Source organism: Sphaerochaeta sp. (assembly GCA_022482495.1).
Classification (GTDB): Bacteria; Spirochaetota; Spirochaetia; order Sphaerochaetales; family Sphaerochaetaceae; genus RUG023.
On record JAKVPA010000004.1, the window covers coordinates 53,321 to 78,945 of the forward strand.

Consider the following 25,625-nt stretch of genomic DNA (forward strand, 5'->3'; position numbering starts at 1 on the left):
GGTATACTGATGGCATGTTCGAGATGTTTTGTGAAGAAACGGGATTGCGTGGGGATGTGCGCCTCGCCATGGAGCGATCCTATCGGGAACATCAGGACCTGCCGCTTCGCAGGAGCGCCATCCAGGCTTGTTTCCGGCAGGATCAGGAAGCGCTCTCCACGGTGCTTTCCCAAGGGTTGGACTGGTATGGCCCGGTGTATCCGCTGGTGTTGCTGGGACTGTGCCATGAGATCATCCGGCAGTTCTATCCGGACGAGACGATACGAAGGGAGACGCTTTCGGACATTGCCGTCTGGGAGAGCTGGTATGAACGGCGTCACGGAACCATTGGACTGGACCGGGTGGGCTGGGTGGTCCGCCATGCGTGCGGACATATCTGGCGGTTGGGAAGATTACAGTTCGAATGGGGGCGCTATCCGTTCTCCCAGGTGATCAACCGGGATAGGGATGGTCGGTATCATGTGACGGACACCCCGCTTCCCGACCTGACCGTCGTCGGAAAACCAGGAATGGACGCGGTGCGCATCCATATTCCCCAAGGTGGTCCGCTACTCCCCTCAGAGGTGGACGCGTCTCTCCATCGAGCCGCCTCGTTTTTCCCGTGGGCGACGATTGCCGTCTGTGATTCCTGGTTGCTCGACCCCGCCTTGGCTCAAGTCTGCCAGGACAGCCCCAACATCCGTTCATTCCAGAGCCGGTTCACCACATTCCCCATCCCCCAGCAAGGGGAACCGCAGATTTTTGAGCGTGTCTTCTTCTTTGGTGCCCGCAGGGAAGATGTGCTTTCGTATCAATGCACGACTTCCTTGCAACGGAGAATCCAGGACGCGGTGCGCCGTGGGGTGACGTTCCGCACCACCGGCGGATTCGTGGAGCTAGTCAGTCCAGCGTGATCTCCTCGCCAGGGTGGAGGATCACCCGGCCAGGAGGGGTGAATGCGGCGGCCATCTGGGGGTCGAACAGCGCGCCCGGCTTCATATGCACCGGGATGGTGTGTCTGGCTCCGATCATTTGTGCGCACGCCGTCGCTTCCTTCGGCCCCATGTTGTAGATGCCATCGATGGGGAGGATCGCCCAGTCCAGATGGAGATCCTTCATGTCCTGCATCTCCTTGGTCGTCGAGGTGTCTCCGGCGGCGTACAGCGTGATGTCGTCCATCCCCAACAGGTAACCAACGCATTCGTTTTTGTCGTGGTGGGCATTGTACGCCGGCACCGCCGTGAGGGATATTCCTTTCACCGTGGTATGACGGTAGACGCCATGCTGCAGCAAGTCCCGCTCCCTGATGATCATTCCCTCTTTCTTCAGGGTGACCAGGCTGGTGTTGGTGTGGTCGTAATGCTCGTGGGTGATGAGCACCAGGTCGGCGGGGAGGTCATACCCCGTGCCGGCATACGGGTCGATGTAGACGACCACCCCGTCCGCAGTGGTGATCCGGTAACTTCCGTGTCCTTGATACCGTAAAACCGCCATACGAGCCTCCCTGCCCAGTATAGCACAGACATCCGTTTTGCGGTACGATTGCCCATATGTACCACTACACGTTGCTGGACAGCCCGGCCAAATTCCTTGGCCAGGTGAAGACATGGAAAGAGAAGGGCGTGACCTCCGTCGCGATGGATTTTGAAGGGGAGTTCAACCTCCACATCTATGGGGAGCACCTCTGTCTGGTGCAACTGTATGATGGTACGGATTTCTTCCTGGCCGATCCATTCCGCATCCCTGCGGAAGCCCTTCGGCAGTTCTTCGAGGACAAGGAAATCGAGAAGGTGATGTTCGATTGCGCAAGTGACGCTTCCTTGGTCCGCAAGCAGTACGGCATCCAGCTGGAGAACGTCTATGACATCCGCATCCCCGCCATGGCGCTGGGCTATATGGGAAACCTCAGTGGCTTGATGGAGATGTACCAGCTTCCCCATGTGGAAGGAAACAAGAAGCAGAACCAGACGACCAACTGGCTCACCCGGCCGCTCTCGGAGACACAGATCCAGTACGCGTTGGGGGATGTCGCCGACTTGTTCGCCCTCCAAGACATCCTGAAGGAACAGATCAAGGCGAAAGCATCTGGAACATGAGGTGGATGGCAAGATGCGCGTCTGCGCCAAACAGAAGAATCCGGAACGTCCCGGATGGGAGAAGCTGCCCTCCTACCGGTTCTTCAACCGGCAGGAGCAGGTGTACGCCAAACACTTCTTCCTTGCCCGTGACGGCATCGCCCGGGAACACAACGTCCCCGCAGCCAGGATTCTGGACAAACACTCCCTCGTCGCGTTGGTCAGGGACGTGCCCTCCGACGAGAAAGCGTTCCGCGCGAGAATCCGGTGTTCCGATGAACTGCTGGAGGCGCTCCTGAAGGCAAAAACGGCAGCCTGGCAGGAACTGTCAGGCACCAAACAGAACTAACGCTGGATGTGCTCGGCGATCGCCCGGGCACGGCTTGCCTCACAGCTTTTGACCAACAGGGAAAGCACCTGGCAGGTCGGGGTGGGGATGTGATGTTTCTCGCCCAGCTTGACCACCGTGCCGCAGAACCAATCGTTCTCCGTCTTCCTGCCGGCCACCATGTCCTGGAACATGCTGGTCATGCCATCCTTGTTCAGACGCACGATGGTGGCGATGTTGTCTTCCACCATTGCGCTTGTCAACGGGATGCCTTCAGCATTGGCCACGGCGATCACCTCGTTGCTGGTCATGCGGACCAACTGCTGGATCTCCGGATGGACAAAGTCGCCATACCCGCTCCAGGTGATGGCCGAGAGCGTGTTGAACGCCGTGTTCAGCATGAACTTCTTCCACAGTTCCAGATGAATGTTCTTCGGCACTTCCCAGCCGATGTGCGCCTTGTCAAACAGCCGCTGGATCGCCTTGACCCGTTCGGTGACGCTGTTGTCCTTCTCTCCAAAGACGATCTTCCCCTCGCTGTCCGCGTGGATATGGTTGCCTTGGTGCATGGAGGAAAGTCCTACGGCGAAGCTGTACAGCACCTTCTCTTCCCCGTACGCCTGGGCGACGACCCCTTCCGACTCCGTCCCGTTCAGCAGGCTGAGAATGGAGGTCTTCGGACCAACGGCAGGCTTGATGGCCTGGACGGCCTGGGCAAGCTGCAGGTTCTTTGTCGCGATGATCACCAGATCGGCCACGGCGGGTGAATCGGTGAAATCAAAGTCGACCCGTTTCTCGTTGAAATACAGTCCTTCGGACCGGTAACGCTGCAGACGCTCCCCGCTGGCGATGGCCTGGACATGCTGGTGCCCAAGGCATCCGACGAGTTTCGATCCGTACAGACATCCGACCGCTCCGGTACCAATGATGGCGACAGTGTTGATTTCCATGGCACCAGCATAGCACAAACCACTTTTTCTGTCCTGATGTCCCCAAGTGGTGTATGCTGGGAGCATGAACAATGATACCCGATATGATGGAATGGAATATCGTAACGCAGGGGAAAGCGGACTGAAACTGCCTGTCCTCTCCCTTGGCTTGTGGCGGAACTTCGGAGATGACGCCGATGATCGTACCTGCCGGGATGTCGTCATCACGGCGTTTGACCATGGGATCACCCATTTTGATCTTGCGGATAACTACGGTCCTCCTCCGGGGGCCGCGGAACGGCGCTTTGGCAAAATTCTCCACTCGGACCTGACCGGCCACCGGGATGAACTGGTCATCTCTTCCAAAGCAGGTTACCTGATGTGGCCCGGACCGTACGGAGACTGGGGATCGCGCAAGCACCTCATCGCCGGTTGCGACCAGAGCCTGAAACGGTTGGGGCTGGACTATGTGGATATCTTCTATCATCATCGCCCCGATCCCAACACTCCGTTGGAAGAGACGATGGGGGCCCTCGCTTCGCTGGTGAAAGCAGGCAAGGCGCTGTACGTGGGCATCAGCAACTACCATGCGAAGGAAGCGATCCAGGCCATCACCATCCTGAAACGGTTGGGATGTCCTTGCATCGTGGACCAGGTGCGATACTCAATGCTGGACCGTTGGACGGAAGCCGATCATCTGGCGGAAGCATTGGACGGGAAAACAGGGAATGGTCTGTTTCTCCCCATTGGCCCAAGGGTTGCTTACGGATACCTATCTGTCCGGCACGATTCCTCCGGAGAGCAGGGCCGGTTCAGGAGGTCCGCTGTCCAAGGCGACGATCACGCCGGATCTGGTGGCGAACCTCAAGGCACTGAACACCATTGCCCAATCCAGGGGACAGAAACTCTCCCAGATGGCCGTCTCCTGGTTGCTCCAGCGTCCTGGGGTAACCACCGTGCTGGTGGGGGCCCATCGGGTCGAGCAGTTGTTGGAAACGTTGGGGGCCGTCACGGGACAACGAACGTTCTCCGAAGAAGAACTCCGGAGCATCGATGCACTGACCCTGCCTCAATAAGCGGTGTCTTCCAGGGGAAGGGAAGTGCGGAACTTCTGGTCCCGCCGCCAATAGGCGCATTGGCATGCCGGAGCCGCCGGAATGGTGCACAGTTCCCCGACGCCTTTCGCTCCGTAGGCCAGAGGAAGGGTTCCTTCCCCATGGACGGTGATGATCTCCATCGGCGGCACCTGGGTGGCCCGGAGCAGCCCCAGCGTTCCGTACTTGACCTGCGGCACGCCGTCCTTGACGGGGAAATGTTCCGTCAGGGCGTATCCCAAGCCCATGACGATGCCCCCTTCGATCTGTCCGGTGACGGCCTGTTGGTTGATCACCGTACCGACGTCACACGCCGCCGTGACCTTCGCGACTTTTCCCTGTTCATCCAGTTCCACCACTTGGGCGCTGTAGCTGTAGCCGATGTGGCTGACCGGGTGAGGTTTGTCGCTGGTGATGGGATCGGTTTGTCCAAGGTATTCCCCGAGGAATTCCTGTCCTTCCAGATCCTTCAGCGTCTTTCCTTCCAGTGCGTCACGAAGCTGGACGGCGGCCCGTCGGGTCGCCTCTCCGCAGAATAACGTCTGCCGGCTGGCCGTGCTGGTTCCGGAATCCGGTGTCCGTCGGGTATCCGGAGCTTCGACGACAAAGTCGTCTTCCGTCAGCCCCGGGATGGTCTGGCCTGCGATCTGGACGGTCACCGTGCCCACCCCCTGGCCCATGCAGGCCGCCGAGGTGCGTACGTGGATCTTCCCCCCTTCGACGGAGAGGATGCACCGTCCCCAGTCCGGGACGCCGACGCCCAGTCCGCTGTTCTTCATGGCGCAGGCGATCCCGGTGCGTCCATTCTTGTAATAGGCATCCTTCACCGCCAGAAGACACTCCCGGATCCCCACGTCTTCCCCGGTGATCTGGCCGTTGGGCAACACATCTCCCGGTTTGATGGCGTTGAGCATCCGGAACTCCCAGTAGTCCATCCCCACCTGGTCGGCCAGCAGGTTGATGGCCGTCTCAATGGCGAAGCAACTCTGGGTGACGCCAAATCCCCGGAACGCTCCAGCCGGGACGTTGTTGGTGTAGACCGCCCGGCCCAGAATGTCGATGTTGTGGTAGTTGTACGGTCCGGCGGCGTGGGTGCATGCCCGCTGCAACACCGGGCCTCCCAGCGACGCGTACGCACCGGTGTTGGAGATGATCGTCTCCTTCATCGCCACCAGATGTCCCTCTGCGTCACAACCCACGGTGAGATCAATATCCATCGGGTGCCGTTTGGGGTGGACGTTGATGCTCTCCTGCCGGGTCAACCGCATCTTTACCGGAAGTCCGGTCAGGTACGCGCACAGCGCCGCGTGATGCTGCACGCTCATGTCTTCCTTGCCCCCGAACCCTCCACCGACCAGCATGCTGTGGCAGTGGACCTTCTCCGCAGGCAGTTTCAGCATCCGGGATATCTCCCGCTGCTCGTCATAGACGCTCTGGCCTGAGGTGTACACCAGTACTCCATCGCCTTCCGGTTGGGCGACGGCGCACTCCGGTTCCATGAAGGCGTGTTCCGTGTACGGAGTGTGGAAGACGTTGTGGACTACGTGTGCGCAGGTGGCCAACGCCTCATCGGCGTTCCCGCGAGCGATGTGTTCCGTGTCCAGGACGTTGCCGGTCGGATGTACCAGCGGCGCATCCGGTTTGAGGGCTTCTTCCGGGGTGAGGACAGGAGTGAGAACCTCGTACTCCACCTTCACCAACGGAAGGATTTCGGCAAGCGCCGCTTCCGTCTTGGAGACGATGAGCGCGATGGCGTCCCCGATGTATGCGGTGATGCCGCCGACGGGGATCATCACCGGCCAGTCATGGACCAGGTGCCCCAGCATGTTTTCCGGCACATCAGAAGCGGTGAAGACGGCGACGCAATCCGGGTGACGTTTGGCTTCCGTGGTGTCAATGGAAAGGATCTTCGCCCGGGGGTGGGCGCTGCGCACCGCTTTGGCGTACACCATCCCCGGCAACATGAGGTCATTGGTGAAGATGCCGATACCCAGTGCCTTGGAAACGGCATCCACCCTGCGGAACCGCTCGTCCACGGCGGGGATCTCCACCTGGGTTGTCACCGGGATGTCCTCCCTGAGGTAGCGTGCGCTCATCAACGCCGCTTCAATGATTTTCTGGTAGCCGGTACACCGGCAGATATTGCCGAAGACCGCCTTGCGGACTTCCGCTTCGGTGGGGGATGGATTGGCGTCCAGCAACGCTTTGATGGACATGATCATTCCCGGGGTGCAATACCCGCACTGAACGGCGCCGCATTCGGCGAAACAGAAGCCGTACACCGCTTTTTCCCGATCGGTCAGCCCTTCGATGGTGATGATCTCTTTCCCTTCCAGACGTGAAAGGGACATCACGCAGGATTTGGTGGCTTTTCCCTGGACGATGACGGTGCAGGCCCCACAGGCGCCTTCACTGCAACCGTCCTTCGCGCCGGTCAGACGAAGATGATCCCGCAGATAGGGGAGCAGCTTCATGTCCGGGCCGTCATAGGAGATGTCGTTGCCGTTCACCTTGAAACGCATCACAGTGGTATTGTGGGCCATCATCTTCCATCTGTCAAGCAAGCCCTGTTGCAGATTGTTGCAACCTTACTGGATCGATCCCGGACGGATCGTCTCGGCGTTGGCGCGGGCCGTCTCTGTTGCCGCTTGAAGCGCTTCCTCGAACGTTGCTCCGTTTGCAAGGTGGGCGGTGAATGACGCCGCCAGTGCGTCTCCGCACCCGATGGTGTTGACCGTCTTTGCCTTGGGTACGGAAAGCGTCTTGAACCCCATGTCCCAGTACCAGATATCCTTGCTTCCCCGTGAGAGGATGGTGGACGTGTGATACAGCCGGTACAGCCGGCGCATCCCATCCTCCGCCTCACGCTTCAACGGTTCGTCATCGCCCCCTTCCGGAATGCTTTTGTTCCAGAATGTCCGGGCGAATTCGGACAGGTTTGGTTTGATGACATCAGGCTTCTCTTCCAGACAAAGAAGGAGGTCGTCACCCTTCAGGTCAAGCACCACCAGCTTCCCCTGTGCCTTCGCTTCCCGGACCATGTCGGCGTACAACCGCCGGCTGTATCCCGGAGTCCGGGTGCCGGTGATGATGAGGGCATCGGCAGAGGGGAGGGCGTGGAAGAACGCCTCCCGGACTCTCCCATCCGCTTCCTTCGCCACCGGGGATGGCTCCTCCACCAGTTCGGTGGTTGCCTCCGGGGTGAGGATGGTGGTGCAGGTCCTCATCTCACTTCCCCCATCCACCGAGATGACGGACAGTCCGTCTTCGGCGTACAGCCGCTTCATCTCCTCAACCCGGGAACCTCCCAGGTGGGTGAGCAGGGTGGCGGGAACGCCCATCTGCGTCAGGACCCGGGTGACGTTGGCCCCTTTGCCGGAGGCGTCCAGCCGCGCTTCCTTGGCCCGGTTGACTTCCCCATAGTGGAAATCCCAGAACAACAACGTACGTTGGAACGTCGGATTGAGGCAGACGACGAGAATCATGCCAGGTCCAGCGTGACCTGTTTGTGCGGGCAGTCCAGATGCCGGTAGGTCACCCCGGCTTCATCGAACATCCGTTTGGACGCGATGGTGTTATCGCTGTCCTTGTACTTGTCTGAGAGGTAGATCACCGTCTTGATGCCTGCCTGGATGATCGCCTTGGCGCATTCGTTGCAGGGAAACAGGGCGACGTAGATGGTGCATCCCTTCAGGTTGCCGCCGTTGGAGTTCAGAATGGCGTTCAGCTCGGCGTGGCAGACGTACGGGTACTTGGTCTCCAGCCAGGTTCCTTCCCGGTCCCAGGGAAGCATGTCGTCGTCACAACCGATGGGGAACCCATTGTATCCGACTCCGACGATCTTCTTGTCCTGGTTGACGATGCAGGCTCCGACCTGGGTGTTGGGGTCCTTGCTCCGCAGGGAGGAGAGCACGGCCACTCCCATGAAGTATTCGTCCCAGCTGAGATAATCCGTCCGTTTCTTCATCATTGTGAAATCTCCTTGAGAAACGCGGCGATTTGATCCGCCACGTAGTGTTGTATGGAATGGTACATGGGGAGGCAGTGATACGTATGGTGGTGCTTCTCCATATCCGTTTGGATCCGTTTGAAATGATTGCTGCCGTTCTCCCGGGAAATGATGTCCAGGTTCTTCGGAGGCACCGTCTTGTCCTTCTTGTCCTGGATGGCCAGAAGCGGCACGGTGATCTTCTTCAGGTCCCGCCTGATCGGCTTGAGGTGGTAGATCAACGTGATGCCTTGCCGGGCGAACATCCCATGGTATCCCGTCCAGTCCTCGTTGCCGTCTTCCCCATTTGGTTTCCCGCTGACGTTCCGTGGAATGCCGATGACCGGGAAAAACACGGAGACGATCCGTCCGACAAAGACGAACGGGCTTGCCACCACCCGGTCATGCAGGCTGTTGTAGCAGACCGGAGCGGAGATGGAGACCAGACCGTCCGGAGCCTTGTCCGTTCCGCTGTATGTCTCGCCGATCCTCAGGGTGATGGTCCCTCCCATGGAAAGGCCCAGGACGAACACCTGCTTGTAGCGGGCGCGGAGACTCTCGTACACCCGGGCGATGTAGTCGTACCACTGGGCGAACGAGGTGTGTTCCAGATCCTTGGGGCTCGGTGCCGAAGCCGGGGATCAACGGGGCGCGGACGTCGTAGCCCGCCTTGGAGAAGTAATCGGCGAAGTACTCGAACACCTGGGGGCAGGAAGGGAAGCCGTGGACCATCAAAATCACCCGGTCGCCTCCGCCTTCCTTGATGATGGATCGGCACCGCGGGCTGAAACACTTGGATTCGTCCGGTGCGGGAAGCGGTTTGGTGTATGGTTCATGATAGAACCAGAAGTTCCAGTTCCACAGGAGCAGGAAGATGATGATGCCTGTGATGATGATGGCCATACATCCCAATGTGGCACAATGCGTCGGCAAAGACAAGCATTACAGGTCACGGAGGAACAAAGAAATGGAGGAGGCGAGCTCTTTTTGGACGGAGCGGTACATCGGCAGGTTGTGGCGGGTGTGGGAACGCTTGCCCATGTCCATTTCCCAGACCTGGAAACGCTCGCTCTGCTGCAGTTTCTCGATGGTTTTCAGGCTGGAGAACGGCACCGTCTTGTCCCCTTTGTCCTGTACGGCGTAGAACGGGACGGTGAGGGAAGGAATACCTTTCCGGATCTGGGGAAGATTGGCGATCAAGGAAAGACCGGCGCGCGGGAATATCCCTCCGTATCCCGTCCATTCTTCCTGGCCGTCGTCCCGATCCTGGTGGCTTTGGGTGAACGTCCCATAGGATGGCTTGATGGCGGCCAACGTGCGGACGAACAGCCTGCTGAGCTTCCGGTAGGAGACCACGGCGGAGATGGACACCAAGGCATCAGGACGTTGGTCCGTTTCTTGGAATTCCTCTGCCAGCTTGATGGCCAACGCCCCGCCCATGGAGTGGCCCATGATGATCACCGTACCATATTGCTTGCGCAGTTTCAGATAGTACGAACGGATGTATCCGTACCATTGGTTGAACGAGGTGCGTTCCAGATCTTTGGGATCGGTGCCGAAGCCGGGAAGAAGCGGGGCGTACACATCGTATCCTTCCTGGAAAAAGTGGTCGGCGAAGAAGGTGTAGAGATATGGGGTGGAAGGAAAGCCGTGGATCATCAAAATCGCCTTGTCGTTGCCCCCTGTTTTGATGATGGACCGGCACTTCGGGCTGAAACAACGTGACTCATCCGGCGCGGCGAGGACGGAGGTGTATGGCTCCCGGTAGCCGGGGAGAAAGAGGTTCCAGCAGACCAGCAGGACAAGGAAGAGAAGAATGATGGGGCGGATGATTCGTTTCATAGGGACGAAAACGACCCGGCTTGCACCGGGTCGTCATTCAAGCAAATCGATGCATCAAGGCTTACAGCTGTTCCATGAAGGGCACGATGGCCAACATGACACCGGCTGCAACGGCGGAACCAATGACACCTGCCACGTTCGGTCCCATGGCGTGCATCAGCAGGAAGTTCTGCGGATCGGCTTCCTGGCCTACCTTGCTGGAGACACGGGCCGCCATCGGAACGGCGGAGACTCCCGCCGAACCGATCAACGGGTTGGTCGGGTGCTTCGGGTCGAGCTTGTTCATCAGCTTGCCCAGCAGTACACCACCGGCCGTGCCCAGAGAGAAGGCGATCATGCCGAGGAGCAGAATGCCCAGCGTGTTCAGCGTCAGGAAGTGGCTGGCCTCCATCTTCGATCCAACGGAGAGTCCGAGGAAGATGGTCACCGTGTTCATCAACGCGTTCTGCGCCGTATCGGACAGACGCTTGGTGACGCCGCTTTCATTGAGCAGGTTGCCGAACATAAGCGAACCCATCAGCGGGGTGGCGGACGGGAGCAAAATGGCGTTGACCAACAGTACGGTCAACGGGAAGCAGATCTTCTCCAGTTTGGAAACCGGGCGAAGCTGTTCCATTTTGATCTTCCGCTCTTCCGGCGTGGTGAGCGCTTTCATGATCGGCGGCTGGATGATCGGTACCAGAGCCATGTAGCTGTACGCCGCGACGGCGATCGGACCCAGAAGGTTCGGTGCCAGTCGTGTCGTCACGTAAATGGCCGTAGGACCATCCGCGCCTCCGATGATGCCGATGGACGCGGCGTCATGCAACGAGAAATGAATCCCCGGAATGAACGAGAGCAGCAACGCTCCGATCAAGGCGGCGAAGATTCCCAGCTGCGCGGCAGCTCCAAGGAGCAACGTTTTCGGGTTGGCGATAAGCGGTCCGAAATCGGTCATCGCTCCGACACCCATGAAGATCAGGATGGGGAACAGACCGGTGTTGATGCCGCTGTCGAACAACACTTTGATGAATCCCGCGGCTCCGATCCCACTGGTGTTTGTCGGATCAATCCCAGAGATGTAGGCCTGCGGAATATTGGACAGGATACAGCCAAACCCGATCGGGATCAGGAGCAATGGCTCGAATCCTTTCTTGATGGCCAAGTAGATCAGCAACAGGCCCACACAGATCATCACGGCATTGCCCCAGCCAAAATCGCTGCCGGCAAAGCCTAAGAATCCATACAGACCGGTTGACTCCCACAACTTACCAAATGCTTCTCCAATCATGCCAGGACTCCTTTAGGCGATGGTGATGAGCGCATCACCCGTCTGCATCTGCTGGCCTTGCGTGACGGGGATCTTGGTGACCGTGCCATCGCTGGGGCTGTAGATTTCATTTTCCATCTTCATGGCTTCCATGACGAGGACACACTGGTTCTTCTTCACCACATCGCCCACTTTCACGTTCAGGCGGAGGATCAGACCAGGCATCGGTGCCTTGATGGTTGTTCCGGCTCCGGTGGGAAGCGGTGCGCCAGTGGCGGCGGCAGGGAGCGCTCTTCGCGATAGCTGCCTCATCGATGCCAAACGCCACGGAAAGCGGATACTCCGTTCCATTAACGGTGGCTTCGTTGGCGGAAAGCTTCACGCCGAACGCCTTGCCGTTGACGGTGACGGTGTACTCACCAGCCTTGCGGGCGGCGACTTCCTTCGGATCAATCTTCCGGACGCCGTTGACTTTGCTCTTGCCGGTCAGGAACAGAATGCCCTTCTCCTTGCAGGAAGCGGCGATGAAGATGTTCTCATCCGTGATGGGGACGCCGGCGTCCTGCAGCATCTTGGTCGCGGCCTTGATGCCCTTGGTCGGATCGGCGTCGTTGATGTCGACGACTTTCTTGGTGGTCGGCTCAAGATGCAGCTGCTCGCTGGCCAACTTGACGACTTCCGGATCGGGCGCGACCGGGGTCTTGCCGAAATAGCCAAGCACCATCTTGCCGTATCCTTCGGCAAACTTCTTCCACGGTCCGAACATGACGTTGTTGAACGCCTGCTGGAAGTAGAACTGGGAAACCGGGGTGACGGAGGTTCCGAAACCGCCCTTGGCGACGGTCTCTCCCATCGCTTCGACAATCTGCGGATACTTGTCCATCAGGTTGTTGTCCCGGAGCATCTGGGTGTTGGCCGTAAGGGCTCCACCGGGAAGCGGGAAGAACGGGATTTCCGGATTGACGCGCTGTGCCTCTGGCGGCATGAAATAATCCTTCATGCAATCCATGAATACGTTCTCAGCCTCGCGGATCTTGTGGATGTCGACGCCGAGGTCATAGTCCGTGCCGCGAAGGGCGTGCCACATCGTCAGGATGTCCGGCTGGCAGGTACCGCCGGATACCGGCTGCATGGAGAGGTCAACCTGGCTGGCGCCGGCTTCCAGAGCGGCAAGATACTGGGCGATGCAGCAGCCCGCCGTATCATGGCTGTGGAATACGATGTTCATATCGGGTCCGAGCAGTTTGCGTGCCCGTTTTACGGTCTCATATACGGTGTGCGGGGTGGAGGTGCCGCTGGCGTCCTTGAAGCAGACGGACTCAAACGGAATGCCCGCATCGAGAATGGATTTCAGTACTTTTTCGTAGAAATCAGGATCATGGGCGCCGGTTACCTTCGGAGGAAGGCTCATCATGGTGACGGTCACCTCATGGCGAAGTCCTGCGTCGTGAATGGCGCGGCCGCTGTCGATCAGGTTGTTGACGTCGTTCAACGCGTCGAAGTTTCTGATGGTGCTCATGCCGTGTTTCTTGAACATCTTGGCATGCAACTTGATGATGTCTCTGGGCTGGGAATCCAGACCGACGACGTTGACGCCGCGGGAGAGGGTCTGCAGGTCTGCATCCGGTCCGGCGACCTTGCGGAACTCATCCATCATGGCGAAGGCGTCTTCGTTGCTGTAGAAGTACAGCGCCTGGAAGCGGGCGCCACCGCCTGCCTCAAAATGGGTGATGCCAGCTTCCCGCGCAGCGGCGACGGCTGGCATGAAATCTTTGGTGAAGACACGGGCTCCATAGACGGACTGGAAACCGTCACGGAATGCCGTGCACATGAACTTGACTTGCTTTTTCATAACAAGGACCTCCTAGGTGTCACTTCTTCTTTGATTGGACAAACGCTGCGGCGATGGCGGCTGCAATCTCAGCATCATTGCCTGCAGACGGCGCAACGCTTTCCACGACGGGGCTGGTTGCGGCTGGCTGTTCTTTCGGGGTGACTTTTCTGACGATCGAGGACATCCCTTTGGTCAGAAAGACGAGAAGCGTAAGAAACACAAACACTGTTCCCATGCCCAAAAGCAGAAGGATCAGACCATCCTGCAGGGTGGTAACAAGCAGCGTGTGTTCGGCAGCGGTGAGAAAAGTCATATACTGATCTCCTTCAACAAACGACAGGACCATTGGCGCACACTACACCATGGTATTTACCCCATTATATGGGAAATGATGAGAAAGTATCAAGCAAGGCAAACTTATTGGACTCAAAAGAATATCATCCGTCAAAACACCCGCTGGAAGACGTCTGATATTGTCTGTTTGCATATTTACGGATATGTTTGGAGCTAGGAGTGAGTATGCCGGAAGGAATTGATTTTGAACAACAGATCGCCCAGGATCGGGCGATCAAGGAACATATGGATGCCATCGGGAAGAAGATCCTGGTGATGAGCGGCAAGGGCGGCGTGGGGAAGACCACGGTGACGATCAACCTTGCCAACGCATTGGTGGACAGCGGACGGACGGTGGGCATTCTGGACACCGATCTGCACGGCCCCAATGTGGCCAAGATGCTGGGGTGCGAAGGCGCCTCGCTGGTCAGCAACGACGAAGGAAAGACGTTCGAACCGGTTCAGGTCCGTCCCGGTCTGAAGGTGATGAGCCTGGCGTTCGCCACCCAGGAGGACCAGCCGATCGTCTGGAGGGGCCCGATGAAGATGAGCGCCATCCGTCAGTTCCTGGAACAGGCCAACTGGGGACCGCTGGACTATCTGTTGATCGACTCGCCTCCGGGGACGGGGGATGAACAGTTGACCGTCTGCCAGTCGATCCGTTCGATGACTGGCTCGATCATCGTCACCACGCCACAGGACGTGGCCATTCTGGACGCCCGCCGCTCGGTGAATTTCTCCAAACAGTTGAAACTCCCCGTGCTGGGGGTCGTCGAGAACATGAGTGGTTTGATCTGCCCGCACTGCGGAGAGGAGATCGACCTGTTCGGCAAGGGTGGCGGGAAGAAGCTTGCCGAGGAGACGGGAGTGCCGTTCCTCGGTTCGATCCCCATCGAACTACCGGTGCGGGAGGATGAGGACAAGGGGACCAGCGTGCTGAAGGACAAACCGCAGAGCGCGTCGACCAAAGCATTCCTTGCCATTGCCGCCCAGATTGACGGGAGCAAGGCATGAGCGATCCCTTCGGCGTCGGTGACAGCAAGGATACTTCCCACCTGGTGTGGAAGGATGTCTCTCCGGTCCGTGTTTCCTATCATGGCCCGATTTTTGACGTGGCGTTGGTGGATCGTCTGTCCACCGACGGGCGCAAGGGAACCTTCGTCGAGGTGCTCTGTCCCGAGTGGATCACCGTAATTCCCTGGTACCGGGCTTCGGACGGCAGGCCGATGTTCATCATGGAGCAGCAGTTCCGGCATGGGGCTGCTGCCGTTACCAGGGAATTTCCCGCAGGGCTGGTGGAGAAGGGGGAGGATCCCAAGGACGCCGCGCTGAGGGAGTTGATGGAAGAGACGGGGTGCACAACCCGCACGATCACCAAGCTTGGGGACATCAATCCGAACAGCGCGTTCATGTCCAACCGGGCGAATTTCTTTCTTGCCGAGGGCTTGGAGCCGGTTTCCGGCCAACATCTGGACAAGAACGAGCAATTGGATGTCCTGTCCGTCCCGGTCGAAGAGGTGATGCGGGACATCGGGACGGGTATGTACGACAACGGCATCATGATGATCGCCATGGGGTTCTTTTTGAAGGAATCCCGGAAGCGACCGGAGTTGCTGCCCCAAGGAGGGAACAGATGAGACGGATACGCACAGCCATTGTGGCTTTGCTCGCCATCGGAGCTCTGGTGCTGGCCGGATGCGCCACCACCGAAGCGGTGCAGGGGACGATCACCGTAACCGGAAGCGGTACGGTGGAGGTGAAGCCGGATATGGCCTCGTTCCGTGTCACGGCGAAGGAGACGCGGGATACCACCAAGGAAGCGCAGAACGCTACCAACGAGAAGGTTGCCCAAGTGCTGGCTCTCTTGCGCGCCCAAGGCGTGGCGGAAGATGACATCACCACGCAGAGCCTGAATCTGTACACCGAGTATACTTGGGAGAACAACAAACAGCAGAAAGTGGGGGAGAGTTGCTCCCAGACCCTCTCCGTCAAGCTTCGCGATCTCTCCCAGCTGGGCAGTGTGCTCGACCAGCTTGGCGGCATCGACTCCTTGTCGCTGGATTCCATCCAGTTCGACAAGGCGGATAAATCAGCGGAACTCGCCGAAGCGAGGAGAAAAGCGGCTCTGGATGCCAAGCAGAAAGCCGGCGTGTATGCCGAGACCTACCATATGATCTTGGGCTCTCCGCTTTCCGTCACGGAAGGCACCACGGCTACCCAGCCGGTGTACCGCAACGCGAAACTCGCCTTGGCCGTCGCTTCCGAAGCGATGACGGCGACGGAAGCACCCAGCGGTGTCTTGTCTCTCAACGCGGTAGTAACGGTGGTCTTTGGGGCGGGAAACTGACCCAAATTTGTTCGCCGTTCAAACAAAAGGGATTCCCGGAAGAAAAATTCCGAGTGAATCCCTTTTCTTTTTTCCCCGAAAGTGGTATATCTGCAGTGTCGGTGAAGTTTGTTTATCAGTGACTCCACCCGTTTCCGAAACGTTGTTTTCCCCCTCATGCAAATGAGGTGACGGTCCGGAAACCTCCCCCGCTTCATGCGGAACTCCTACAAGGGTGCAAGCTTGTGGGAGCTTTTTTTTCCTCCGGTGACGTCGGCATTTGGGCGGATAAGAGAGGAAAACATGTCCCATTCTTTGACCGTTCTTCCTTCAACGAAGCCTTGCAACTGCCGATCCAAGAACCAACAGCAAAGTGTTTGTCTCTTGTTGTCTTGCAGGGAATGAGGAAAGCCAATCAGTTCTCTTCGTCCGGGAGAAGATCCTTGTACCCAACTCCCAGCGGAGGGGCGAGCTTCTTCGCCAGGTTGACGCCCAGGTGCCGCTTCCCATGCTCCAGCAGGGAAATCGTCTCACGCCTCACGCCTGCCTGTTGGGCAAGCTGCTGTTGGGTGAAGCCCTTTTTGTTCCGGAAGACGAACAGCCGGTTGCCGGGAATCTGCAAGAGTCGTTTCCCTTCCTGGTATACGGGGGACTGTTCCATGGCGATCAGCTCATCTTCATTTTCGTTTTTCTCCAAAATAATCGCATTGGGATAATGCTCCTTGATAATGGGGAGAAGGAGCTTGCTCCCCGAGTTGATGGTGATGTCAATATGGTGCGTTTTCTCTCCTACCCGCATACGATACCTCGAAAATGATTGTTCCTTGCTTCCAGGTCCAACATGCCACCCAACGAGAGGTGAGATGACAATGGTACCTGCCTTCTCCCAACATGGAATAGTTATGCCATCCCTGTTGTTCCGGATCTTTTTTGCGAGATCATCAAGCAATTGCGCGAAGGTTGCCTTCACGTTTTGTAGCAACTTGTACAGCTTTCTGGGTTCTCTTCGACATATAATACATGTTACGTTAAGGCACAATATCTTATTTATATCTTTTTTGTGGTGAAATTGTGATTGGGAATATGTGGCTGGTGACTTGTAAAGAGGAATGTCCTGATACTTGATCCTGATGTTTAGAGCTCATCAACCAGCCTCCATGATACTGCATTTTGATGGTATGAGACCGAACTCCTGCCTGAACCTCTCCAGGGGTGTGGAACCGTCGAGGATCCTTCTGGGGTAGGCGTTCATCCAGCGCTGGATTTCCCGGACGGTCCTGTCCGCCACCCGGGCGAAGTCGGTACCTTTGGGGAGGAACCTGCGGATGATGCCGTTGTGGTTCTCGTTGGCCCTCCGCTCGCAGGAGCAGTAGGGGTGGGCGAAATACAGCGTGGGGCCCCTGGCACGAGCCCTCCATCCCGCTGACGTCGGAGAACTCGCTGCCGTTGTCGAACGTGATGGACCGGAAGACATCACGGAACCTGGCCGCGCTCTGGTTGGGCATCCTGGGCATGATCGCGTAGCGGGTCTTCCTCTCCACCAGCGTGGGCAGGCGGCTCCGGGACCCGTCCTTGGAGCTGTAGACGGTCTCCCACTCCCAATGGAAAAGAAAACCCTGTATGAGGTGCTTGATAGGGTGAGTGAGGAATACTGCCTGCATGAGGATGATGTGAAATACGCGGCGCATTGCTATCATAATGAGCAGGACGATATCCCGAACTTCGAGGTGATCAAGAGGGATGCCGATCCTGTGGCCTATGGAGAAAAAATAGGCGAGAAGATCAACCGTCTTGACTACAGCATCCGGCTCAAAGCTGCGCTTAAGCGGATCTTCGACGAATATGTGTTGCCTTTCAAGGATGTGAACTGAACCGTTGCAGAGACTTTCAGAAGGTGAATGCTTCATCCGTCATCCGGGGAATCGTCCCGGTGGGTTCGGGGTCGGATTCCAGCACATCGGTGACGTACTGGTTGGTGTTCTCTTCTTCGTACAGGAGCCGGTACAGCGCCTGGACGATGGGGAAGTCATCGGCTACGCCCTTCTCCCGGGTCATCTCTCCCATCAGCTTGATCGTCCGGTATCCTTCCACGATGGTGGAGGAAGTACCGCTCTGGTCCAACGTGAAGCCTTTTCCGATCAACAGACCCATGGTGCGGTTGCGGGAAAGATCGTTCAATGAGGTCAGTCCCAGGTCCCCGATGCCACAGTAGCGAAAGATTGCCTCTTCCTGGCAGCCGAACAGCTGGAGGAACCTGCGCATCTCTCCGACGCACTTGGTGTAGATCAAAAAGTCGACGTTCGGGCTGTTGTACTTGCCGGAGACCACGCCGATGGCGACGGCATACATGTTCTTCAGAATACTGAGCAGCTCCACCGCCCGGATGTCCGACGTGTAGTCCATCTGGATGCTGGTCCCGGCAAGGATCTGCTTGCGGAACTGGTCGTAATCCTCTTTCTTTCCGCCAAACGTGAAGGCGGTGGGAAGCCCGTTGAGCACTTCGATGGCGAACGACGGCCCTTTCATGCTGGCCGTCCGGCTGAACGGGATCCGTTCGGTGATGAACGCTCCGTCATCACTCATCCCTTTGGCGAAGTTCACCACCAAGGCCTTCTCATTGGCGATCCCTTTGATCGCCTTGGCGAACGGGACGATCACCTTGGACGGAATGACCAGGAGAATCTGGTCGGCGTAGGCGAAAATATGGAGGTCTCCGGTCGCCCGGATGGAGGTACTGAGAATATGGGTCGGGAAATAGGCGCTGTTGCGGTGCTCCTTGTTGATCTCATCCACCACCGATTTGTCACGGTCGTACAGGATGACGGTATTGGAGACGTTCCAGCACAGGCGTTCGGCAAGCGCGGTCCCGAATGTCCCCGCGCCGGCGATGATGACGGTGTTCTGCATGATTTCCTCTTTTTCCACTATATCGATGGTGGCGGGAAGAGACAAGGTTGCAAACGGAACGACTTGGCGTTATCGTTGAGGATATGAGTAGTAGAACAATCATCATTGGAAACGGCATCGCCGGATTTACCGTAGCGTCTGCGCTCGCCAAGGCGGGGAAGGACGTCATTCAATACAGTGAGGAACCCTGTGGGTTCTACAGCAGGATCAAGCTCCCCCAGGTGCTGTGTGACGAAGACGCCATGGAAAAACTCCCCGCCGCCCAGTGTCCTGTCTATTTGAAACAAGGGAACGTCACCGCCTTCGATCCCGTGGCGAAAACCGTCACGTTGAAAGACGGCCAGACGGATCGGTATGATAATCTGGTGCTTGCCACCGGCTCGCGGGGCAGGAGCCTCCCGATCTTCTCCGGGGTGAATGGCGTTACGACGCTTCGTACGCTTGCCGATGCCAAACTGCTCTCCCATGAGCTGAAGGATCCGGTGTGCGTGCTGGGCGGTGGATTGCTTGGCGTGGAATCGGCCAGAGCCATCGCGTCCAAGGGCTTTTCCGTCACCGTACTGGAAGGTGGGCCGCACATTCTCTGCCGGCAGTTGAACGAGGATGCGGCGGATATTCTTCGTGCGAAACTCAAGGCGGATGGCCTTGGCATTGAAGAAGCGTTTGCCGTCGATTCGGTGGAACAGCAGGACGGAAACATCACCGCCGTGGTGTCCAAGGAAGGCAAGCGGGTGCCATGCCGCACCATGCTGCTGTCCGTTGGCGTCAACCCGGAAGTGACGCTGGCCCGGAACGCGGGCCTCAGGGTGGAGCGTGCCATCGTGGTGGACGACCACCTGCGAACCTCGGCCCCGGATGTCTATGCCATCGGGGATTGCGCCCAGTATCAGGGCATGGTGCCAGGCATCATGCCGGTGGCCATGGGAATGGCCAACACCCTCACCCAGATTCTTCTGGGGAAGGATGCGACCTACGAACCACCCCAGTTGATGACACGGCTGAAGGACACGTCGTTTGATTTGATCAGCATCGGTTCCATTGAAGGGAAGGCGATCGAACAGACAGACGGGGACCGTCACATTTTCCTGTTCACCCATGACGGAATCCTCTGCGGCGCCATTCTGCTGAATGCTGCCGACCAGCTGGCCAAGGTGAAAGAAGGGATGGGAAAGCCGTTCAGTGCTTTTTGATCACATAAAGCCGTGACCCGAAGTCTCCCAAGAGACGGGTCTCGCCATCAAAGCCGGTACCGCTGAACTGTTGGTTCAGTTTGATGCCGGCGTATTTCAGCACGCTTCCGCTTACCGTATAGTGTTCGAGCTCCCCCGGCAATGACACGTTGTCTGCGGCAAGGTTCCGCACCGTTTCGTTCTGGCTTCCCGGAATTCCTGACCGTTTGATCAGGGAGCCGAATACGGACAACGGGATGCGTTGCTGGCGGGGGAATACGTCGTAGATGACGCCTTCCTTCGCCTGAGGGACCAGCAGAAGATCATTGCCGGTATTTGCCGGATTGAGGCTTTGGAACCACAGGACGAGCAACGTGTTTCGATCCGGGCTGGCGCATATCCATTGGATGATGTCGTCATGGCGGATCCTGCTGAACGAGCCGAACTGGAAGATGGCGCGGAACTGCCGGTAGAAGGCGATCTCTTCCGCGATCTCCTGCTTTTCCTCATGACTCAATGTCGTGACATCCAGTTCATATCCAAGACTGCCAAAACAGGCGACGTTGAACCGGCTTGCCAGTGGGGTGACACGGAGCGTCTGGTGGTTGGGGCACTGGCTGACATGGCATCCCATCGTCGAGGGCGGATACCCGTAGCTGGTACCTTCCTGGATGGAGAGCCTGCTGTAGGCGTCGGTGTTGTCGCTCACCCAGATCTGGCTGCAATAACAGAGCATTCCCAGGTCGAACCGGTTGCCACCGGAAGCGCATCCCTCGAACAGAACATTGGGGAATGCCTTGGTGAATCGGTCAAGGAGTCGGTACAGGGAGAGCACATACCGGTGGGAATATTCCCCGAGGTTGGCAATCTCCTTGTTACGGGAATCAATGTCGGAGAAAACCCGGTTCATGTCCCATTTGACGTAGTTGACATCACACTGCTGGAACACGTCGGAGATGGTGTCGAACAGATACTCGCGCACTTCCTTGCGGGTAAGATCCAACAGGTACTGATGCCGGCCGACGGACGGCTCCCGTCCGTTGATGGCGATCATCCAGTCGGGATGCTCTCGATACAACTGGCTGTCCTTGTTGACCATCTCCGGTTCCACCCAGAGTCCGAACATCATGCCAAGATTGTGGATCTTCTGCGCCAGTGTGGAGAGACCGGAAGGAAACTTGTTCAAGTTGACGTGCCAGTCTCCTAGGCTTGTGGTGTCATCATCACGGGAACCAAACCAACCATCATCCAGGACAAACAGCTCCACACCCAGAGAGCTGGCCTGCTTGGCCAGTTTGAACAAGGAATCCTCGGTGAAATGGAAGTACGAGGCTTCCCAGCTGTTCAGGAGGACGGGACGCTCCCGGAACTTCCAGACGCCACGGAGAATATGATTGTTGACGAATGCGTGGAACTGGGCGCTGGCTTGGCTGAAGCCGGCGGCGCTGAACGTCAGGACGGCTTCCGGGCTGGTGAACGATTTTCCGTCTTCCAATTTCCAGCTGAACAGATCAGGGTTGATGCCGGAAAGAAGCCGGGTTTTGCCGAACGGACTGACTTCCACCGATTCCCGATGGTTGCCACTGTACACCAGGTTGCATCCGATCACATTACCGAAGTTTTCCGTGGCTTCAGGGCGGGAGAGGAACACCAGCGGGTTGTGTTCCGCCGACGAGACGCCGCTGCGGCTTTCGTTGACCATTGTTCCCGGAAAGATCGGGCGGGTATCCTTCTCCCGTTCCCTGGCCCACGCCCCATGGAACGTGGTGAGGTTCCAACGGTCATCAAACAGGTCCAGCTGGAGGGACGCAAGGTTATGGACGACCATCAGTTTGTCCGTATGGTTGGTCACCGTGGCGGAGCGGGCGATCACATCACAGGCATCGAACGTGGTGTAGGTCAACGTCAGGGCCACGTCCAGCACACGGTCTTTCAAATGGACGCTCAGCGTCTGGCATTCCTCAGGAGCTCCATAGGATTGCGCCCCGATGCCGGCGATCACCGGTTTCCCTTTGATGATCTCCCCATCCTGTTCCTGATAGACGAAATCCAACGTACGTTTGCCGTTTCCGTAGGCGATGGAGACCATCGGGATACGGTAATCCCCTTTGCCTTCGGTGGAATACTCCATGCAGAGGTTTTCCAGAAACAACGTGTCATGATCATTGTCGTACGCGACACCCGTACCGATGCCCAGGTGGCGTTTTTCCCGGATGGCGTCAAGGTCGCCTTCCGTCAGGGAAAGACGCGGACCGTAGTACAGATGTTCCAGATGTCCCGTCTCGTTGACGCGAAACAAATATGTGGTAGAGTGAGTAGAGAGCGTGAAGACGTTGTCAGTTTTCTCGATCATGGCGGACCCCTTGTTGCATTGGGATGTGGCTATAAGTATAACGGTTAGGGGGAAAAAGAACAGTCTCCCCGGGATCATTTTTTGAGAGGTTTGGAATGGACGTACGGAGAATACAGCTTTTCGGTGGACGGACGGCGACCCTGTTGGACAACAATCTGGTCCGGTGCGTCATCGAAGACCAAGGGGGGATGGGTGTGGAGCTTTCCGCCATCAACCTTTCCGGAGGACGGGAAAACAGCGCCTATCTTTCTTCGTTCCGTTCCTGTGGATGTTCGGAAGGTGAAACGGAGGAGTCCAGTTACTGGAAGGATACCCCGATATGGAAACATCTGGCGGGAAGCACGTTTGTGTTTCCCAACTACGGGCCGGCCTGCGTGGTTGAGGATGAACCGCTTCCCCGTGGTGGGGTCACCGCCGTGCAGGACTGGATGGTACAGCGGTACGGAACCGACGCCAAAAGCGGTGGGGTGTGGATGCTCTCTTCGATGCGCAATCGAATGGGTGGGTATCTGATCCGCAAGATCGACCTGTTGCTTCCCGGACAGAACGTCCACTATACGGCGACCAGTGTGACCAACCAACGGGAGCGGCCGATCAAAGGGAACGCCGTATGGACCAATCATGTCGGTGCTCCGTTTCTGGAAACGGGGTGTGTGGTCAACGCGTGCGCCAAGACGTGGATGACCCAGCCGGATTGGCGGGAAAACCTGGGAAACCATGGGTTTGACAACGGTGTCCAGTTTGATGACCTTTCCCATATTCCCGCCCAAGGGGGAAAAACGCTGGACTACACCGTCGTGCCTCCTCCCAACGGCTTCACCGATTTGATCACCGGTCGCGTCCCCCGGGATTTGTACGTCGGCTGGTCCAGTGTGATCAACCCACGCCAGCAGATGCTGTACTTCACCTTCTTCCCCGGCCCGATGGCGTTGGAAGAGGGTGACATGCCGGTGAACTTCAACAATTTCCTGTTCAACTATGGCGGAATGGACGAAACACCGTTCGTAATGTACGACAAAGGATCCAGCCAGTCGTTCAGCCTGGACTGCGGTTCGGGAACCGGCATGCTTTCCCTGGGGCTGGAGGAGTCGCTGAAGAAAGAGACCTTGATGGGGGTGGACACCAACGTGACCATTCCTCCCGGAGAAACCCGTACGATGTACTACGCATCAGCGTTCCTTCCGTTTGAAAACCCCAGGATCGGATTGAACTTCTTCACCGCCGAAGAGAGTGAAGGGGGGATGGTCGTCAAACGGACGAAGAGCTGGGCGTTCATCGCCAGCGACACCCGTTTCTCCGCAATTCGAAGGCTCAGGAAAGAACTTATCGGAGAGAAAAGCGGATCGGGTATCTGATCATCACCGCAATGGGTTTCCCGTTTCTCATCGCTGGCTCTCCTTTGAGTCCGAGAAACGCGACCTTGGCCGCTTCCCCGAATCCATATCCGGGGTCTTCCAGGATATCCACCCGGTCAACCATCCCGGTATCGGAAATGTACAGCACCAGCAGGACGTCCCCGGTGATCCGCTGCCGCTTGGCCGCCGGGGGATAGACAATTCGTTTGGAAAGCTCTTTGGTGTTGAACGTTGGAGCAGTGGTGTCCCCATCCATCTCGGCGTATCCCACCGATACGTTTTCCACTTCATCTGTGGGGGTGGACGCGATGCGCTCGGCGGAAGCGGTGTCAGGGACAGGATTCGTAACGGTTTGTTCCCCAGGTTCTTCTGGTAATGACGGAGCATCCGTTCCTGCATCTTCCGGCTCTCCGGCCTCAATTGTTTTCTCTGGTGCTGCTGGCGTATCGGAGGGAGTGGGAAGCGGGGGAAGCAGTGCGGAAAGTTCCGTGATGGTGGGAACCGGAAGGTCAGCTGGAGGAGCCGGTGCCTTGAGTGCACGAAGCGGGAGCAATGCTTTATCCGGGGTTGGGAACGGAGCGGGAGATGGAGGTATCATTTTCTCCACTGGCAGGGAGACCGTCTTCGCCTCTGATGCCTGGGACGCGGGAGACGCCAGGTGGATGACCGCCTGGTCGGCATGGGCGAAGGTCGCCTCTTCATAGCGTCCCGGGAGGGGAAGCCAGAGGAGCGTGATGCAAAGGAGAACGGTGAGGGGAATGACCCCATACCTCCAGTTAGCGCGCATCCTCTGCCTCCACCAGCAGGTGCAGGGTGGTCACCCCGTTTTCCTTCAGCTGGGTGATGACCGGTTCGACGAGCGAGAATGGGGTGGCCTTGTCCGCCATGAGATTGGCTTCCGGGACGGAAGGCAACTGCTCTGGCGTGATCATCTGTTCCTGGTAATAGATGGTTCCATCGGAAGCCAGATAGACGGTCGGATAGGTTTCGGTGAGTTGTTCATAGGTGAGGCTTTCCGCTTCATCAATCTGCGCCGGAACGGTTTTGGTGGTGATGGCGAACACCAGGAAAAAGAGGAGCAGGAGGAATGCGATGTCCCCCATGGATGTTTGTGGGACGTGCTTATGTTCCATGGATCGATACCTCCGTACCGGTTTGGTTGGCGAGGGAAAGCAGGTCCACCACGTTCTGCCAGGGGGTGGTGTCTTGGATGGAGATGTCCGCTTGCTTCACCGTAGCAAGCAGGTTTTCCAAATTTGTTCCCGTGAGGGGTGTTCCTTGGTACCGGACGGAACCGTCCGCTTCAAGGACCAGGGAAATGGTGGTCTCCTGGGAAGAGGCTGTGGCGGTGGATTGTCGCAGCGTCAATGCTTTGGAAGATTCCAGACCGGCAAGGAGCAGGAAGAAGAAGATCAACAGGAAAGCGATGTCGCTGGACTGGGCTATTTCTTTGGGTCTTCGTCGCATAGGCTGTCCAACCAAAGGCCGAGCAGGTGGCTGGCCAGAGTCGTGATGACGGCGATGATCAGGCCGAAGGCAGTGGTGTACAACGCTTCGTACAAGCCGGATGCCACCACCTGCAGTTGTACTGTTGCGGCGTTGCTCACCGCCTTGAATGCGTTGATCATCCCCGTCACCGTCCCGAGGAATCCCAGGACGGGACTGATCATGGTGATGAGGTCAAGAAGGGAGAGCAGGCGTTCCGCCTTGGTGCGATCCAGCACGGCCCTTTTTCCGCTCACCAACGCAAACGTGATGACCCGCTCGACGATCACCACGACGGCAAGCGCCAACAGGCCGAAGAGCGGCCACATGACCGCACCTCCGGCATACATCAAGGACAGGAACGTCGTCTGCTCCATGC

The 25,625-nt window shown here is 57.7% G+C and carries 25 protein-coding genes and 2 pseudogenes; 10 read left to right on the plus strand and 17 right to left on the minus strand.

Annotated elements, in window-relative coordinates; translation table 11 throughout:
• Positions 1 to 14 precede the first annotated feature (14 nt).
• On the plus strand, positions 15 to 893 hold the full coding sequence (locus LKE28_05670; GenBank protein ID MCH3907731.1) for an acyltransferase domain-containing protein: 879 nt from the start codon (positions 15 to 17) through the stop codon (positions 891 to 893).
• On the opposite strand, the gene LKE28_05675 is transcribed toward LKE28_05670, so the two are convergent.
• Positions 880 to 1,473, minus strand: a complete 594-nt coding sequence (locus tag LKE28_05675) for an MBL fold metallo-hydrolase (protein MCH3907732.1) — start codon at positions 1,471 to 1,473, stop codon at positions 880 to 882. The genes LKE28_05670 and LKE28_05675 overlap by 14 nt on opposite strands.
• 56 nt (positions 1,474 to 1,529) lie before the next feature.
• On the opposite strand from LKE28_05675, the gene LKE28_05680 reads away from it, so the two are divergent.
• Positions 1,530 to 2,075 carry a hypothetical protein gene (locus LKE28_05680; protein MCH3907733.1) on the plus strand — a complete coding sequence of 182 codons (546 nt, stop codon included), beginning with the start codon at positions 1,530 to 1,532 and terminating at the stop codon, positions 2,073 to 2,075.
• 1 nt (position 2,076) lies between these two features.
• Positions 2,077 to 2,403 carry a hypothetical protein gene (locus tag LKE28_05685; protein MCH3907734.1) on the plus strand — a complete coding sequence of 109 codons (327 nt, stop codon included), beginning with the start codon at positions 2,077 to 2,079 and terminating at the stop codon, positions 2,401 to 2,403.
• Here the strand turns inward: LKE28_05685 and LKE28_05690 are convergent.
• Positions 2,400 to 3,332: a ketopantoate reductase family protein gene (locus tag LKE28_05690; protein MCH3907735.1), complete on the minus strand. Its 933-nt coding sequence runs from the start codon at positions 3,330 to 3,332 to the stop codon at positions 2,400 to 2,402. The two genes, LKE28_05685 and LKE28_05690, sit on opposite strands and share 4 nt — an antisense overlap.
• 64 nt (positions 3,333 to 3,396) lie before the next feature.
• Here LKE28_05690 and LKE28_05695 point away from each other — a divergent pair.
• A pseudogene (locus LKE28_05695) lies at positions 3,397 to 4,387 on the plus strand (aldo/keto reductase).
• On the opposite strand, the gene xdh reads toward LKE28_05695, so the two are convergent.
• The 8 genes and pseudogenes from xdh to LKE28_05735 form a co-directional block, all read right to left on the minus strand.
• Positions 4,381 to 6,927 (minus strand): selenium-dependent xanthine dehydrogenase, encoded by a 2,547-nt coding sequence (gene xdh, locus LKE28_05700; protein ID MCH3907736.1) that lies wholly within the window; start codon positions 6,925 to 6,927, stop codon positions 4,381 to 4,383. The pseudogene LKE28_05695 and the gene xdh overlap by 7 nt on opposite strands.
• 66 nt (positions 6,928 to 6,993) lie before the next feature.
• Entirely contained in the window at positions 6,994 to 7,890 is an 897-nt protein-coding gene (locus LKE28_05705) for a PfkB family carbohydrate kinase (GenBank protein ID MCH3907737.1), read from the minus strand.
• The gene (locus tag LKE28_05710) at positions 7,887 to 8,375 is read right to left on the minus strand and encodes a dCMP deaminase family protein (GenBank protein MCH3907738.1); all 489 of its coding nucleotides are present in this window, start codon (positions 8,373 to 8,375) and stop codon (positions 7,887 to 7,889) included. Before LKE28_05710 ends, LKE28_05705 begins: the two co-directional genes overlap by 4 nt.
• The gene (locus LKE28_05715) at positions 8,372 to 8,959 is read right to left on the minus strand and encodes an alpha/beta hydrolase (protein MCH3907739.1); all 588 of its coding nucleotides are present in this window, start codon (positions 8,957 to 8,959) and stop codon (positions 8,372 to 8,374) included. Before LKE28_05715 ends, LKE28_05710 begins: the two co-directional genes overlap by 4 nt.
• A gap of 376 nt (positions 8,960 to 9,335) precedes the next feature.
• Positions 9,336 to 10,235: an alpha/beta hydrolase gene (locus tag LKE28_05720; GenBank protein ID MCH3907740.1), complete on the minus strand. Its 900-nt coding sequence runs from the start codon at positions 10,233 to 10,235 to the stop codon at positions 9,336 to 9,338.
• A 61-nt stretch (positions 10,236 to 10,296) separates the two neighbouring features.
• A complete protein-coding gene (locus LKE28_05725) occupies positions 10,297 to 11,505 on the minus strand; it encodes a sodium ion-translocating decarboxylase subunit beta (GenBank protein MCH3907741.1) in 1,209 nt (402 codons plus the stop codon).
• Positions 11,506 to 11,517: 12 nt separating this feature from the next.
• Positions 11,518 to 13,336, minus strand: a pseudogene (locus tag LKE28_05730) (biotin/lipoyl-binding protein).
• Between the two features lie 19 nt (positions 13,337 to 13,355).
• Positions 13,356 to 13,631 (minus strand): OadG family protein, encoded by a 276-nt coding sequence (locus LKE28_05735; protein MCH3907742.1) that lies wholly within the window; start codon positions 13,629 to 13,631, stop codon positions 13,356 to 13,358.
• Between the two features lie 206 nt (positions 13,632 to 13,837).
• Here LKE28_05735 and LKE28_05740 point away from each other — a divergent pair, with 206 nt between their 5' ends.
• From LKE28_05740 to LKE28_05750, 3 genes are read left to right on the plus strand one after another with little or no spacing between them, the layout of a single operon-like run.
• Positions 13,838 to 14,665 (plus strand): Mrp/NBP35 family ATP-binding protein, encoded by an 828-nt coding sequence (locus LKE28_05740; protein ID MCH3907743.1) that lies wholly within the window; start codon positions 13,838 to 13,840, stop codon positions 14,663 to 14,665.
• Complete coding sequence (locus LKE28_05745; protein MCH3907744.1) at positions 14,662 to 15,288, plus strand: NUDIX hydrolase; 627 nt, start codon at positions 14,662 to 14,664, stop codon at positions 15,286 to 15,288. Before LKE28_05740 ends, LKE28_05745 begins: the two co-directional genes overlap by 4 nt.
• On the plus strand, positions 15,285 to 15,998 hold the full coding sequence (locus LKE28_05750) for an SIMPL domain-containing protein (protein MCH3907745.1): 714 nt from the start codon (positions 15,285 to 15,287) through the stop codon (positions 15,996 to 15,998). The genes LKE28_05745 and LKE28_05750 overlap by 4 nt, the downstream gene beginning before the upstream one ends.
• 394 nt (positions 15,999 to 16,392) lie before the next feature.
• On the opposite strand, the gene LKE28_05755 is transcribed toward LKE28_05750, so the two are convergent.
• Entirely contained in the window at positions 16,393 to 16,776 is a 384-nt protein-coding gene (locus LKE28_05755) for a helix-turn-helix domain-containing protein (protein MCH3907746.1), read from the minus strand.
• Positions 16,777 to 17,578: 802 nt separating this feature from the next.
• Between LKE28_05755 and LKE28_05760 the strand changes: the two genes are divergently transcribed.
• Positions 17,579 to 17,848 (plus strand): hypothetical protein, encoded by a 270-nt coding sequence (locus LKE28_05760; protein MCH3907747.1) that lies wholly within the window; start codon positions 17,579 to 17,581, stop codon positions 17,846 to 17,848.
• A gap of 16 nt (positions 17,849 to 17,864) precedes the next feature.
• Here LKE28_05760 and LKE28_05765 read toward each other — a convergent pair whose 3' ends face one another.
• Positions 17,865 to 18,902: a glycerol-3-phosphate dehydrogenase gene (locus LKE28_05765; protein MCH3907748.1), complete on the minus strand. Its 1,038-nt coding sequence runs from the start codon at positions 18,900 to 18,902 to the stop codon at positions 17,865 to 17,867.
• A 65-nt stretch (positions 18,903 to 18,967) separates the two neighbouring features.
• Here LKE28_05765 and LKE28_05770 point away from each other — a divergent pair, with 65 nt between their 5' ends.
• Positions 18,968 to 20,074: an FAD-dependent oxidoreductase gene (locus LKE28_05770; protein ID MCH3907749.1), complete on the plus strand. Its 1,107-nt coding sequence runs from the start codon at positions 18,968 to 18,970 to the stop codon at positions 20,072 to 20,074.
• Here LKE28_05770 and LKE28_05775 read toward each other — a convergent pair.
• Positions 20,061 to 22,406: an alpha-galactosidase gene (locus LKE28_05775; GenBank protein MCH3907750.1), complete on the minus strand. Its 2,346-nt coding sequence runs from the start codon at positions 22,404 to 22,406 to the stop codon at positions 20,061 to 20,063. The genes LKE28_05770 and LKE28_05775 overlap by 14 nt on opposite strands.
• Before the next feature lie 95 nt (positions 22,407 to 22,501).
• Here LKE28_05775 and LKE28_05780 point away from each other — a divergent pair, with 95 nt between their 5' ends.
• Positions 22,502 to 23,761, plus strand: coding sequence for a hypothetical protein (locus LKE28_05780; protein MCH3907751.1), 1,260 nt, complete (start codon positions 22,502 to 22,504; stop codon positions 23,759 to 23,761).
• On the opposite strand, the gene LKE28_05785 is transcribed toward LKE28_05780, so the two are convergent.
• From LKE28_05785 to LKE28_05800, 4 genes are read right to left on the minus strand one after another with little or no spacing between them, the layout of a single operon-like run.
• Positions 23,730 to 24,548, minus strand: a complete 819-nt coding sequence (locus tag LKE28_05785) for a TonB family protein (protein ID MCH3907752.1) — start codon at positions 24,546 to 24,548, stop codon at positions 23,730 to 23,732. The two genes, LKE28_05780 and LKE28_05785, sit on opposite strands and share 32 nt — an antisense overlap.
• Entirely contained in the window at positions 24,538 to 24,894 is a 357-nt protein-coding gene (locus LKE28_05790) for a biopolymer transporter ExbD (GenBank protein MCH3907753.1), read from the minus strand. Before LKE28_05790 ends, LKE28_05785 begins: the two co-directional genes overlap by 11 nt.
• Complete coding sequence (locus LKE28_05795; protein ID MCH3907754.1) at positions 24,884 to 25,228, minus strand: biopolymer transporter ExbD; 345 nt, start codon at positions 25,226 to 25,228, stop codon at positions 24,884 to 24,886. Before LKE28_05795 ends, LKE28_05790 begins: the two co-directional genes overlap by 11 nt.
• Positions 25,204 to 25,623, minus strand: a complete 420-nt coding sequence (locus tag LKE28_05800) for a MotA/TolQ/ExbB proton channel family protein (protein MCH3907755.1) — start codon at positions 25,621 to 25,623, stop codon at positions 25,204 to 25,206. Before LKE28_05800 ends, LKE28_05795 begins: the two co-directional genes overlap by 25 nt.
• Positions 25,624 to 25,625 lie beyond the last annotated feature (2 nt).